Source organism: Thalassobacillus sp. C254 (assembly GCF_001310615.1).
In genome coordinates, this window is the sequence record NZ_BAXQ01000016.1 from 77,372 (window position 1) to 90,767 (window position 13,396).

At 42.1% G+C, this 13,396-nt stretch carries 10 protein-coding genes and 4 pseudogenes; 10 read left to right on the forward strand and 4 right to left on the reverse strand.

All coding sequences use genetic code 11. The annotated features are described in order from the left end of the window. A complete protein-coding gene (locus JCM19033_RS14810) occupies positions 1–912 on the forward strand; it encodes a F510_1955 family glycosylhydrolase (protein ID WP_054636851.1) in 912 nt (303 codons plus the stop codon). A 234-nt stretch (positions 913–1,146) separates the two neighbouring features. Continuing rightward, entirely contained in the window at positions 1,147–2,484 is a 1,338-nt protein-coding gene (locus tag JCM19033_RS14815) for a hypothetical protein (RefSeq protein WP_083465482.1), read from the forward strand. Between the two features lie 165 nt (positions 2,485–2,649). Here the strand turns inward: JCM19033_RS14815 and JCM19033_RS14820 are convergent. The 3 pseudogenes from JCM19033_RS14820 to purT form a co-directional block, all read right to left on the reverse strand. Next, positions 2,650–3,850: pseudogene (locus JCM19033_RS14820) on the reverse strand (ornithine--oxo-acid transaminase). Between the two features lie 52 nt (positions 3,851–3,902). Next, positions 3,903–4,813 (reverse strand): annotated as a pseudogene (gene rocF, locus JCM19033_RS14825) (arginase). A gap of 307 nt (positions 4,814–5,120) precedes the next feature. Further along, positions 5,121–6,293, reverse strand: a pseudogene (purT, locus tag JCM19033_RS14830) (formate-dependent phosphoribosylglycinamide formyltransferase). 415 nt (positions 6,294–6,708) lie between these two features. On the opposite strand from purT, the gene JCM19033_RS26055 reads away from it, so the two are divergent. From JCM19033_RS26055 to JCM19033_RS26065, 3 genes are read left to right on the forward strand one after another with little or no spacing between them, the layout of a single operon-like run. After that, a complete protein-coding gene (locus JCM19033_RS26055; protein WP_269758247.1) occupies positions 6,709–7,395 on the forward strand; it encodes a hypothetical protein in 687 nt (228 codons plus the stop codon). Continuing rightward, positions 7,332–8,249, forward strand: coding sequence for a penicillin-binding transpeptidase domain-containing protein (locus JCM19033_RS26060; protein ID WP_269758248.1), 918 nt, complete (start codon positions 7,332–7,334; stop codon positions 8,247–8,249). The genes JCM19033_RS26055 and JCM19033_RS26060 overlap by 64 nt, the downstream gene beginning before the upstream one ends. A 5-nt stretch (positions 8,250–8,254) precedes the next feature. Beyond that, positions 8,255–8,758: a penicillin-binding transpeptidase domain-containing protein gene (locus JCM19033_RS26065; RefSeq protein ID WP_269758256.1), complete on the forward strand. Its 504-nt coding sequence runs from the start codon at positions 8,255–8,257 to the stop codon at positions 8,756–8,758. A 43-nt stretch (positions 8,759–8,801) separates the two neighbouring features. On the opposite strand, the gene JCM19033_RS14840 is transcribed toward JCM19033_RS26065, so the two are convergent. Continuing rightward, complete coding sequence (locus JCM19033_RS14840; protein ID WP_054636852.1) at positions 8,802–9,650, reverse strand: hypothetical protein; 849 nt, start codon at positions 9,648–9,650, stop codon at positions 8,802–8,804. Positions 9,651–9,924: 274 nt separating this feature from the next. Between JCM19033_RS14840 and JCM19033_RS14850 the strand changes: the two genes are divergently transcribed. The 5 genes and pseudogenes from JCM19033_RS14850 to JCM19033_RS14865 form a co-directional block, all read left to right on the forward strand. Continuing rightward, positions 9,925–10,299, forward strand: a complete 375-nt coding sequence (locus tag JCM19033_RS14850; protein WP_054636854.1) for a Na-translocating system protein MpsC family protein — start codon at positions 9,925–9,927, stop codon at positions 10,297–10,299. A 300-nt stretch (positions 10,300–10,599) separates the two neighbouring features. After that, positions 10,600–11,622: a Nif3-like dinuclear metal center hexameric protein gene (locus JCM19033_RS14855; RefSeq protein ID WP_054636855.1), complete on the forward strand. Its 1,023-nt coding sequence runs from the start codon at positions 10,600–10,602 to the stop codon at positions 11,620–11,622. A gap of 11 nt (positions 11,623–11,633) precedes the next feature. Continuing rightward, entirely contained in the window at positions 11,634–12,455 is an 822-nt protein-coding gene (locus JCM19033_RS14860) for a hypothetical protein (protein WP_269758249.1), read from the forward strand. Next, the gene (locus JCM19033_RS26070; protein WP_269758250.1) at positions 12,424–12,777 is read left to right on the forward strand and encodes a hypothetical protein; all 354 of its coding nucleotides are present in this window, start codon (positions 12,424–12,426) and stop codon (positions 12,775–12,777) included. The genes JCM19033_RS14860 and JCM19033_RS26070 overlap by 32 nt, the downstream gene beginning before the upstream one ends. 289 nt (positions 12,778–13,066) lie before the next feature. Next, a pseudogene (locus tag JCM19033_RS14865) lies at positions 13,067–13,372 on the forward strand (acyltransferase family protein); the annotation flags it as partial. Positions 13,373–13,396 lie beyond the last annotated feature (24 nt).

Here is a 13,396-nt window from a genome sequence, read left to right on the forward strand (position 1 = left end):
ATGAAGAACTTTAGCTTACCTATCGTAGTAATCTTGTTATTAGCTTTACCAGCATGTGGGTCAGCAGAGGAAACAAAAGGTGAGTCTTTGACACATATCCATGGGTTATCATACAGCTTGAGTCAGCCGGGTGATCTTTATATCAGTACACATCATGGTCTTCTTCATATGTCTGGTGAACGTGAATGGACGTGGATAGGAGAAGAACAAGAGCGCCATGATTTCATGGGGTTTTCCATTATTAATAAAGAAACGATGATTTCAAGCGGCCATCCTGCCCCTTCTTCACCTTTACAAGACCCTCTTGGGATCATTAAAAGCAACGATGGCGGGCAAACCTGGGAGCCTGTAGCTCTTCATGGAGAAGCAGACTTTCATCTTTTAGAAGCGAACAGTTTAAATCACCGCATGTATGGAATTGATGCGGCAAACTCAGAATTTTTTAGAACAGATAACAGTGGAGAGAGCTGGGAGGCCATTCAAACAGAGGGTTTCCCTGAAGATCTGCACGAGGTAAACGCTCTTGTTTCTCACTATCTTCAGCCAGAACATCTTTTAGCTGGGACAAAGAAAGGGATTTATAAGTCTATTGATGGGGGGAAATCGTGGAAAAAACTTCACCAGCATAAGACGTTTTCCGGTGCGGTCAACGACCGCCATAATTCCGAGCAAGTGTATGCCTACATGCCGGGTAATGGCTTGGGCTTAATGAAGAGTAAGGATTTTGGTCACACGTGGGAAAGTATGGACTTTAGACTGAACGACGACGATTTTGTTACATTTATTGATGTGCATCCAGAAAACCCGGAAGAAATCTCAATAGCAACGTCAAATGAATCCATCTACCAAACACAGGATGGAGGTGAAACCTGGGAAGCCCTTGTCATAGAGGGGACTACTCAGGATAAATAAAATAGACATCCTGACAGGGGCAGTTTCTCAAAATGAGAACTGTCTCTTTTGATTTACCTTCACTTCTCCAAAGCTTGTTCTTCTTCATACTAAAACCATAATTTAATCTTATGATGATACAAATGCAGTCATTCTAAAATGCAGATAGGAGCGGGAATGGCAATTCTCGCATTCCTGCTCAAGACCAGGGTTGTAGGAAGAAGTAACAAAGCTGAAAAAAGGAGAGTTGGAAAAATGAAAAAAAGGCTGCTTTACATAAGTGCGCTATCAGGTGTTTTGCTACTGAGTGGATGTAATAGCGAAGAAGAACCACAAACTGGTAACGAAACTTCTGGTGGTCATGAAGACCATATGGAAGAAATGGAAGAACTCCATGAAGATCATATGGGAGATGGTCACGGCAGTCATGAGGACCATGGTGAAGGACATGGAGAGCACCACAGTGAAAGCACGGCAGAGGAAATTAAAGCAGAGGCAGGGGAAGAGACTGGTACATTTAACGAAAGAGCCGAGGATGGTTTGCTTGTAAGTCAGACAAAAAATATAACAAGAATAGAAGAAAATGAATTAGAGGATTTATCTATTGCGGTTTCACAGACAATTTGGCCATCTACTCATGAAGAAAACCAGCCTGGAACAGTAATAATGGTTCCAGAAGATCATTGGCAAGTTGCCTTAGCGGGATTAAATCTAGTTCATCACCCTAATGACGGGCCTGCTTTATTTACTGGTTCAGACAGCATTTCGGACAGTGTGTTGGCTGAGATAGAACGACTTCAGCTAAAAGGAAATGAGGATGGGACGGAAGTAATTGTCATGGGAGACGTGGATGAAAATGTTCTAGATCAGCTTAATGGATATGAAACTGAACATATCACAGCGGAAACTCCCGCAGCTTTTGCAGCGAAAATAGATGAAGCATATGCAGAAGTGACAGGGAACATAACAGAAAACATTATTATTGGGTCATTGGAAAATGAGCACCAGACCCTTACTTCTATTGCTGGACACTGGATTGCCCATATGGAAGAAGGCCTGTTGTATGTAGCTGAGAATGAGATTCCGTCAGAAACCATAGAAGCGTTGGAAAAAAGAGAAGGGGAAGCTAACATATATGTATTAGGCTCTGAAACCATTATCTCTGAAGAGGTTGCTGACCAGCTTGGTGAATATGGAAACGTAGAAAGAATGGAAGGGGAGTCTCCCGCAGAGCTATCTGTAGAATTTGCTCAGTTTAGAGATGAAGAGAATGAATTCGGCTGGGGGATTGATGAACCAGGACACGGGCTTACCTTTGTTTCAACAAACACACCAGAGCTTGCAATACCTGGAGCGGCATTTGCCCACCTGGGGAAACATACTCCTCTGATTTGGCTCGAAGAAGGGGAATTAGGTGAGGAGATGTATGAGTATTTTTCTCTCTTAAAGCCTGTGTTTGAAAACGATCCTATGGAAGGGCCTTATAACCACGGTTATGTGCTAGGGACTTTTGAAGATATATCCTTTCAGACGCAGGGTATTATTGATGAAAAACTGGAAATCGAAGGACTGCATGGCCACGGCGGGCATTAATCTATAGGATACACTTGGTGGGACGGAGTAACAAGACGTTTCAAAGGATCCTGTAGTAAAAGGGATCACGAAGGCTTCTGCACCACTTGTGCAACCAAAATTATGTAAACCAAAAGGCTGCTATAAAGTCATACTCTAGCAGCCTTTTTGTCTCTTTGTTGTGTTTTATTTTTTATCAAGAACCTTATAAATCTTTTCAATCGCCCAGTCCAGATCCTTTTTTTCAATGGTAAGAGGGGGAGCAAAACGAATCACTTTTTCGTGAGTTTCTTTACAAAGGAGCCCTTCGTCTTTCAATTCCTCGCAATATTTTCTTGCAGGCTCTGTCAATTCAAGGCCGATAAACAGGCCCCTCCCCCTTATTTCCTTAATTTTCGGGTTAGAAATTTTTCTTAGCTTCTCTTTTACATATTCACCAAGCTCAAAAGAGCGCTGAATGAGGTTTTCCTCTTCAATTACTTCTAAGGCTGCTATGGACACAGCGCAGGCAAGAGGGTTGCCTCCAAATGTAGAACCGTGGGAGCCGGGTTCAAAGACGCCTAAAATGTCTCTGTCAGCTGCAACCACCGAAATTGGAAACACACCGCCACCTAGCGCTTTTCCTAAGATGTACATATCGGGTGTTACGTTTTCCCAATCACAGGCAAATCGTTTACCGGAACGGCCGAGACCAGACTGAATTTCATCGGCAATAAAAAGTACGTTTTGCTTCTTGCAAAATTCAAGGGCCTTTGACAAATATCCTTCAGAAGGGATCTGGATGCCTGCTTCTCCTTGTATAGGTTCGATCAAAAAAGCGGCCGTGTTTGCAGTGACAGCTTCTTGCAAAGCCGTAAGGTCTCCAAATGGAACCACCTTAATACCTGGCAGCATAGGCCCAAAATTTCGTTTATATTCTTCATTGGAGGAGAGGGACACAGCAGTCATTGTCCTCCCGTGAAAGTTCTCCTCCGCCACAATGATTTCTGCCTGGTTATCAGGTACACCTTTCACCTCATAGGCAGCGACGTGCGGCTTTAACCGCCGTTTCTACAGCCTCTGCACCCGTGTTCATAGGAAGAACCATATTTTTGCCGGTCAGCTCTGCAACCTTTTCGTAGAAAGGAGCGAGCTGGTCGTTATGGAAAGCACGAGAGGTTAAGGTAATCTTATCGGCCTGGGTTTTGAGAGCGTTGATAATTTTTGGATGACAGTGACCCTGATTAACGGCTGAATAAGCACTTAGCATATCAAGATACCGGTTTCCTTCCGGGTCTTTCACCCAGGCACCCTTCCCTTCGGCTATGACAATAGGAAGGGGGTGGTAGTTTTTGGCGCCAATTTTTTCTGTTGTTTCGATGATTCTCTTTGAGGTGGTCACATAGATTCCTCCTTATCGCAGGAGCAGCAGGCTGCTTTTTCTTTTTATAATCGCTATATCACGTGAGAACCAGCTTTTTTCCCAGCAGGGAAGCAACGAGTTCAGACGCTACATCAGCTGTCCTGTTTTTATCATCAAGAATAGGGTTAACCTCTACAAACTCTGCTGAAGTGATGATTTTTGCCTCGGAAAGCATTTCAAGAGCCAGATGACTTTCCCGGTAGGTCAGCCCTCCCATGACCGGTGTACCAACACCGGGAGCATCCAATGGATCAAGGCATCCAGGTCAAGGCTTAGGTGAACACCGTCTGTTCTTTGGGATAAATAGTGAATGGTTTCCTCGATAACTTTGGGCATCCCAAGTCTGTCCACTTCGTGCATTGTAAATACTTTAATACCTTTTTCTTTGATTAATAGTTTCTCCCCCTCATCGATTGACCTTGCCCCTATAATCACGATGTTTTCTGCTTTTACTTTTGGCGAGTAATCCCCGATGTTACGTAAAGAGGAATCGCCAAGGCCCAGATTGACTGCAAGGGGCATCCCGTGAATGTTTCCTGATGGAGAGGTCTCACCTGTATTTAAATCAGCGTGGGCATCATACCAGATCAGACCAAGGTTCTCATAATGCCTGCTAATCCCTGCAATGGAACCAATGCTTATACTATGGTCGCCTCCTAGAATAAGAGGGAATTTTCCTTCCTGCACAATAAGATCTACTTCTTTTTCAAGCTTTTCACTGGCTGCAAACACTTCTTTTAAGTTTCTCAGATTCTTTTCAGGATCTTTCTCCTTTTCTGGACGGTCGATTCGAATATCTCCACAGTCCTTCACGTTATATCCGAGACTTGTAATTTGCTCTAGTAAGCCTGCGTATCTCATGGCACTTGGACCCATATCCACTCCCCGGCGTCTTTGTCCCAGGTCCATTGGCACCCCAATGACTGAAATATCTTTATGTATAAACATCTTTTCATCCCCTTTATAAAGGTTTTCCTAATGAATATGTGAGAAAAGTAAAAACAATCCGACTACTTATATTATGCAGGAGAACTATTTGAATGGACAATAAAAAAAAGTTTACTAGTTTTAGGGGGAAATGGGAGAAAGCGTTTCTTATTCATTGTATTTTTATCAGTCAAAAGATATGAAAGAGATTGGTGAGAATCAAAGGGGAAGTGTAAGAGCAGTTTTGCCTGTTCATAAAAAAAGAATCCTGAAAAACGGAGCTATGTCCTTAGAAAGACTCCGTTATTCCAGGTTCTTTTTAAACAATTTATTTTGTTATGTTAATTTTCCTGGCTGCTTGGTTCGATCTGTCTCTCGCCTGATCGACTGTTTCGCCAGTACTTAATATGACACCCATTCGTCTGCCTGGCTTTGTCATTGGTTTGCCGAACAGTCTTACTTGGGTGTGAGGGACAGATAAAGCTTCCTCCAATCCTTCAACCTGATAATCTTCTGACTGATGATCAGCCTTTAACGCATAAGTGGTGCCAGCAGTTAAGGTTGAAATCGATGGAACAGGGAATCCAAGAATTGCTCTTACATGCAAAGCGAACTCTGATAAGTCCTGAGTAACGAGAGTCACCATTCCTGTGTCATGGGGGCGGGGAGAGACTTCACTGAAATATACTTTATCTCGTGTAATGAAAGCTCTACGCCAAATAATCCGTAACCTCCCAGAGCATCAGTTACTTTTTTGGCCATGGCCTGTGCTTCCTTTAACTGTGCTTCACTCAAATAGGCAGGCTGCAGGATTCAATATAATCACCGTCCTGTTGAATATGGCCGATTGGTGAACAATAGGAGGTGCCTGATACCGACCGTACAGTCAGTAGAGTGATTTCAGAGTCAAAGTGAATCATTTCCTCGACAATGACCCGGGTATTACGTCCTCTTCCTCCTTCAATTGCTTCATTCCAGGAGCTTCGGTTTCATCCATACTTCTGCAGACACTTTGTCCTTTCCCGGAGGAGCTCATAACCGGCTTAATGACACAAGGTGTGCCAATGTCTTTCACGGCTTCTTTGAGTTCTTCCAGGTTGTTCGCAAAGCTGTACTTTGCCGTCAAAATTCCAAGTTCTTCACTGGCTAACCGTCTGATTCCTTCCCGGTCCATTGTAAGCTTCGTAGCATTAGCTGTAGGTACGACATGATACCCTTCCTTCTCAAGTTCTACAAGGGTATCTGTAGCAATCGCTTCAACTTCAGGAACAATACAATCCGGTTTAACCTCCTCAATAAGGTGGCGGAGATCTTCTTTATGTAACATATCAACCGTATAGGCATGATGTGCAACCTGCATAGCCGGCGCATCAGCGTAATGATCAACAGCAATGGTTTCTGCTCCCAGTCGTTGTGCTTCAATTACAACTTCTTTTCCAAGCTCCCCTGAACCTAGAACCATGACCTTTTTGGCATGTTTTTTTAGCGGTGCCCCATACATACTGCTTCCTCCTTGAATGTTAAGAAAATTAAAAGACTATGTAAATCATACCTTTAAAATCATTGGTGTTCAAGGTCTAAAAGCGAACAAATATATAATAAATTTTAGTTTTGTTCGTTTATAGTGCAGGTGAGTGTCTAAGGGAAGCTTGAAATTGGTCAAGTTTCAGTTAATACGGCTTGACTCACCTGAAACATGAACTTCAGCTTTTGATAGGGATTTTAAGCGATTTTCATAGAGTACAGTCCTTTTTTCTTGACTGGTTCTTATGTTAGACCTACCCTTTCTAATAGATAAAACATGATAAAGGTTTTTTATTTTAAGTACTAATGAGCAATAAAACAGGGTAAAAGAATATTCGGAGAGATTTACATTATGGCGCTTGCATGTTAAGACAGCTTAGGAGGACAGGAAATTGGCCAGGCAAAAACACCAAAAGAATAAGCTTTATTTAAATCTATTATTTGTTTTTGTCTTCTTACTTTTCTCCGCTCTCATTCTTCGTCTGGGCTTTCTGCAAATTGTAGAAGGGGATGACTATGTGAGAGAAGTGGAGGATGAAGGAGAGACAACCGGCATTGATTCTCCTCGAGGATTAATGTATGACAGGCATGGCAACAAGGTAGTAGATAATGAATTGGTGCTTTCTCTTACTTATACGAATAGATCAGGTGTCTCGGATGAAGAAAGAATTGAGATTGCTCGACAATTGAACGAGGTCATTGAAATAGACTTAGAGGAAGAAGAAATAACAGAAAGAGATTTACAGGATTTTTGGATTGTGACAAATGAAGAAGAGGCTCAGGAGCTTGTAAGTGAAGAAGAGATCCAAGAGCTTACTGATGATGAATACTATGAGGTATTGCTGGATCGAATCCCTGAAGAGGAAGTTGAAGGATTCAGTGAACAGGAGACACAAGTTGCGGCCATCTGGAGAGAAATGAATCAAGGTTTTTATGATGAGCCTCACCGGATAAAGAAGGACATTGATGAAGAATCTGCCATGTTATTGGTGAGCATCTTGATGAGTTGCCAGGAGTGGACTTGCTTCGGGATTCTCAAAGAAAATATATGTATGAAGACAGCTTTTCTCGATTTTTAGGCCGTACAGGTGCTATTCCAAGCGAAAGTCTTGATGATTATTTAGCGAGGGGATATGAACGGTCAGATGAGGTGGGCAGAAGCTTTCTCGAACTTGAATATGAGGAAGAACTGCGCGGGGAGAAAAGACTGTTAGAAGAGAATGTGGACGGCACACAAGAAGAAGAGGCAGGACAGCGTGGCAGAGACCTTGTCTTATCTGTTGATATGGATCTGCAGCAAGAGGTAGAAAACATTATTGAAGAAGAAATCAGCGGCTCTGAATCAGGCTTTATCAATGAGGCGGAAGCGTATGTAGTAATGATGGATCCCAATACGGGTGAACTTCTTTCCGTAGCGGGCTATGACGATCACTTAGGAGCAATTTCAAGCAGCTATGAAATGGGATCTACTGTAAAAGCAGCGTCTGTGATGATCGGACTCGAAGAAGAAATTATCGAGCCAAATACCATATTTGAAGACCGGGAAATTTCTCTTCCGGGTACTCCTGATATGAGCTCTGTCACAGACATGGGAGCCATCAATGACCTGACAGCTCTTGAGCGGTCATCCAATATTTACATGGCAGAGATTGCAATGAGAATGGCGGGCTATGACTATGAGGAAGAGTGCTGCTGGGATAACATAGGAGGTTCCTACCAAACCTTCAGAAATTACTACAGCCAGTTTGGACTGGGAGAGGAAACCGGGATAGACCTGCCAGCGGAATCTGCAGGAATTACCGGGGACAGCGAATCAGGTGGTAACCTGCTGTATTTAAGCTTCGGACAGTATGACACGTACACGCCCCTTCAGCTGACGCAATATATTTCAACTATTGCCAACGGAGGTCCAGGCTTCAGCCTAACCTTGTAAATGAGATTAGGGAGCCGAGTCGCGATACTGATGAATTAGGAGCCGTCCGTCAGCAGCACACTCCTAATGTTCTTAACCAGATTGATGTCAGCCCTAGTCATTTAGATAGAGTGCAAGAAGGACTTTGGCGTGTTATGAATGGAGAGGACGGAACGGCCAGAGACGAATTTGAAGATGCAGACTATGTAGCAGCTGGAAAAACAGGAACCGCGGAAGTACGTATCATTGAAGAAAGTACGGGTGATGCCGTAGACGGGAATAACCAGGCTTTGGTTGCCTATGCCCCATATGATGAGCCGGAAGTGGCAGTTAGCGTTGTTGTCCCATATGTATACACTGATGAGGATGGAGGAAGCCCAGGAACTGCTAACAGAATTGCTCGAGAAGCAATGGACGCCTTTTTTGAACTTCAGGAAGAGCGTCAGGAAGATACGGAGGAAGAAGATCAAGAAGAAGATCAAGAAGGAATATCAGAAGAAGAGTTGGATGAATTACTAGAAGAAGAATAAAAGAAAGGCCAGAGTGCTCCTGGCCTTTCTTTTTATTTATGAATCAATAAATCTCTTCCTTTTGAAACAGGAAATGGGAAAAGGAAGGGGCTCTTAATTTTCCGCTGTTTGTTTTCGGACGATGAAGTACACGGCACTGTATAATGCCAGGTTCCAGATAGACCACGTCTTCTGTTTCTTTTTGCGTAATTTGATTGGCCGCATAATAAAAGGCTGCTTTTTCCTTTGGACTCATGCCTGTCTCTACTATTCCCGCTGGCGATCCATCCTCATGAGCAAGTTGTAGTCCGAATCCATTTTTTTGATAGCCGTTAACCCACACATCAGTCTGTTCAAGGTTAATGACTTTTAACCAAAAACAGCTTCGGTGACCAAGGGTATATTTGGAATATTTTTCTTTCAGGACAATGCCTTCCAGCATTCTTTCTTTTACTGCTTCAAACAATGCAGGACCATCCCCTGCTGTGTACTTTACTTTTGTGAGAGAGGTTGAGTCCTGAGGAATAACATCTATTAGAATCATTTTTCTTTCAATCAAAGTTAAATTCGTCACGTCTCTTCCTTTATAATGAAGCACATCAAAGGCTGCAAACGTAACAGGAAAGCAAATCCCGGAGTGGAACCTCTCCATGAGACGGTCATAATCCGGTCGTCCTTTCTCATCAGCCGCAATTAATTCACCGTCTATGGTGGTACCGGGCGGGAGGACAAGGGACTGCAATTCTGGAAATTGCTCAGTCACTTCTAATTGATTTCGTGTATAGAGACGAATTCTATGGTCAATGTTTGTTATGATCATACGAATGCCGTCTAATTTAAGTTCGGCCAGATAATCAGTAGAATCAAATGGTGCATTATTCATCGCTTTATGTAAAAGCATGGGTTGTATCATGTTCGGTCACTCTCCCCAAGACCATTATAAGGAGAGAAAGGGCAAAAGTATGCATGAAATGGCTGGTAATATAATAATTTGTCAGAATATTTAACAAATTGTATTGACCTTCTGCTGGTTTTAAAGTAAGCTTGTCTTAATAAAGAATTTACTTTTAAAGCAACGTATTTCTTTGCTGTTGTTTTCTCAACGAGCTGGATCATACTTGCCAGGCAGAAGTAAAGCAAGGGTGATGACCTTCCTGAGGCTAATGTAGATAAGAGGGAGGAAATCTATGAATCATTTAGGAGATTTTAAACAAGAATTAATAAAAGATTATAATGATATTAACCGTCAATTGTTTGATATTGGCGTTAAGCATCAGAAAGTAGAAATTATTGGGGACAAAGTCATTATACTCGCCAATCATAAGAGAATTCCTTCTCTTAAATGTCTTGATGAGTCTAATCGTCTTGTTACAAGGTTAACAGACCTATCCATCATTGAAAATTTTAAAGTTCAGCTAAAGAAGACGATTGAAGAAAAATATAATATGAAAATAAATGCGATACTTAAAGATTATGATCCTGCTACCGAATATTCAGGCACCATTATCATTCTCGAAAGGGAAGTAAGTTATTATCTAACAGAGCAATTTATGAAGGCATAAGACAAATGCATAGACTGTTGACTGGTCAAATGAACTCAAAGGAGTGCAGGAAAGCCGTCAACATTAAGCACACAGCAAGACTGTGGGTTTAATGTTGGCGGCTTTTTATATGGAAAAAAGATCCAGCCGCTTTCCATTGTGAGTGTCAAAACAAAACACCTATCTAAAACAAGAGAGTTTTCTGGCAGCCTTGGCGTGGATTCTTTAAGAGAAAGGAAGGGATAAATTCTTAATTTCCAAAAAGCAGTGAAAAACCGTACAGGACCAAAAAATATTAACATTTTGGGGAGGAGAAAAATTATGACAAAAAATAAAGATGTGATTCAGGCGTTGGATACACTCACCGGAGGAAGAGTGGTGAAGTCCCTCCACGATATTACAGGGGGAGATCATCCCTTTGTAATCATGAAAAGTTCTAATATTCCAGGGAAGGAAGTCATCGAAATTCCAGGGTTAATTTACGGCAATCCAGAAAAGGAAATTAACAAACTGGCTGTAACCATGACACTGACGGAAGGGTCTATAGAGCTGGCGGGTGCGACAGGTGTTGATGCAATTGTGGCCCACCACCCTATTGCAGAAGCTGCAAATTCAGGGGGAGTCCCATTAAAAAATTATTTAGATCTTTACGGTCTTTCAGTGTTTGAGCTTCATGAATCCTTTCATGGTCTTCACCCTGGTATTCCTTTTCTCCATGGTCATAAGGTGTACAGGTCTGAGATCTGTTTTGGCGGTCTCCACGGAAATGTTTTATTTGTCGGACAAGCCTATCCAAAAGTAAATACATTAGGAGATATGCTGTCGAGACTGGATACCTTCATGGATTTCAAAGAAGAGGAAGAGGTCACAAACAGAGAAAAAGTGATTAAACAAGCAGATTCAACGATAGAAACGACTCTGGTTACCAGAGGGAGAATCCTAATCGGAGAAGAAGAGAGCCCAGTGGAACATATTCTTCATATTTTCCCTCATACAGGCTTTTCTCCGGATCATCTGCGACAGGCTGTCAAGGAGCACCCAGAAGCAGACACAGTCCTTGCTTCCATCAGCAGAGTGTATGAGGGCCATCCGTTAATAGAAACGGCAAGGGAGCTGGGTCTTAATTTCATAGTTGGGAACTGTCATGCTTTGGAAATATTAGAAAACGGTCTGCCATTAGCTTATGCCCTGGACAGCCTGCTTCCCAAAGTAGAAGTGGTCGTGTTCAGAGAAAGAATCACAAGCACCTCTCTTCATGAGATGGGAAATCAGTATATGAAGGACTACGGTGAAAGTATGGCATCAAAGTATTTAGTTAATAAAGCCACACAGGTTATTTTATAGGAGGGATAAGTATGGAAAATGCAAAGGTCAGATCCGAAGAACAACAGGCGCTTGAAGAAAAAACATTGGAAGAAGAAGTTGAGAACCTGTCTTTTCCCATAGAGAGAAAAAAGCTGACAGGCATTGAAGCCACAGGTTTAGCCTTAGTAATCGCCTCCATGCTTACTCTCTTATTTTCACCAGCTACGCTGGCCGGCCTGTTTGATTCTATCCTTGATAGTGTAGTTCCTGTTGTCGTGGACACGTTTTTAATCGGGACGGTCGGGGTTGCCATAATTATTAGTGTAATTATCGGGCGTACACTAGAACGGTTGGGATTTACTGATGCATTAATGAGAATCTTTGTGCCGTTAATGAAATTTTCAAAAGTGAACTCTTCAGTAGTCGTACCCAGTATTTATAATATTCTCGGAGACATTAATGCTGCTGGTAAAATCGCCGGTCCTATCCTCGTTAAAGCCGGCGCCACAAAAGCTGAACAAAAGATCGCTGTGGCAACGATGGTTCAATCACAACAGTCCTTTTCTACATTCATGCTTGGTATTGTAGCTTTAACAGCAGCCGGGGTGAATGCTTTTCTTGTAGTGGTTCTGGCAGTGATGGTACCTGTGCTTATCATGCCTTTTCTTTTATCAAAGACCGTATACCGGGACACCAAACCTGTGGAGCTTTCTCATATGCCTTCTTTTACCCCGAAAACAAGGCATTGCCGACACTTTTCAACGCGGCAAGAGAGGGGGCGGAACTATTATTTTTGCTTATCATCCAGCCGTAGCTGTAGTATTTATGTTTATAGGCATTTTGAATTACATTGGGATTTGGTCAGGCATTGAGGCAGGATTAACTATATTCTTATCTGCTTTATCCATTCATCCAGAAACAGGGATACTGTCTATTCTTGCAAGTCCAACATTAGGAATGGCTGAACTGACAGAGGTAGCGGCTTCTCTTGATCCAATACTGGTCATCGGATCTTTTATCCTGGCTTCCTCAGGCTTACCATTGTCTGCCGTATTCGGCCAAATTCCTGTCATTTGGGCTGCAAATTCTGACCTTAATGAGAGGGAAGCAATGAGTGCAGCATTGCTGGGTATTGGCTTGCGATTTGTAACAATCTTTCTAATTGTTGTTCTGCTGGGCCCGTTTCTATTGTAAATTGCTAACCATATAAAAATGATTGTATTTTAGGGATGTCCCAGAGACTTTGGGACATCCCGCTCTTTGTTAGGTAATAAATCTTCCAGAAACTCCTCTTCACAAGATCTTCATACTTAAGGTTTATAGTTTACTTACAGGAAATAAAGTGAAAGGAAATATTGTATTCTATTCACTTGATTCCAGGGCGGATGTAAGGTCGTAATAAGCAGGCTCGGCTTGTTTATTTTTTTTGAAAAAAAGACTAATTGATCTAAAAAGAAAAGTATAGGAGAAGACAAGGGGTTGCATGGGATTGAAAAATGGGTCAGTTATAAATGAAATATTCTGGATCAGAACACTGGCCTGTTTAGCGGTGGTTCTGGTTCACAGCGTGAACACAACTTTGGATAATTATGAACATTCTATAACACAAACAGAAGAGTATTTATTAATTGCTCTGCGGTTTGCTGCTTTTTTTGGCACGCCTGCTTTTATCTTTATTTCTGAGGTACTGCTTGCTCACGCTTATCCTAACCAGGTTCCAAAAGACTTTTTTAAAAAAAGAATAAAGTTTTTACTGGTTCCCTTTGCTTTTATGGCTGTAGTATTTGCGTAAGTTTTAAGTGATTCTTTCATG

Excerpts from the sequence above, each read along its gene's own strand:
- JCM19033_RS14810 (WP_054636851.1), top strand. The coding sequence starts at position 1 with ATGAAGAACTTTAGCTTACCTATCGTAGTAATCTTGTTATTAGCTTTA.
- JCM19033_RS14815 (WP_083465482.1), top strand. The coding sequence starts at position 1,147 with ATGAAAAAAAGGCTGCTTTACATAAGTGCGCTATCAGGTGTTTTGCTA.
- JCM19033_RS14840 (WP_054636852.1), bottom strand. The coding sequence starts at position 9,650 with ATGATACAACCCATGCTTTTACATAAAGCGATGAATAATGCACCATTT.
- JCM19033_RS14850 (WP_054636854.1), top strand. The coding sequence starts at position 9,925 with ATGAATCATTTAGGAGATTTTAAACAAGAATTAATAAAAGATTATAAT.
- JCM19033_RS14855 (WP_054636855.1), top strand. The coding sequence starts at position 10,600 with ATGACAAAAAATAAAGATGTGATTCAGGCGTTGGATACACTCACCGGA.
- JCM19033_RS14860 (WP_269758249.1), top strand. The coding sequence starts at position 11,634 with ATGGAAAATGCAAAGGTCAGATCCGAAGAACAACAGGCGCTTGAAGAA.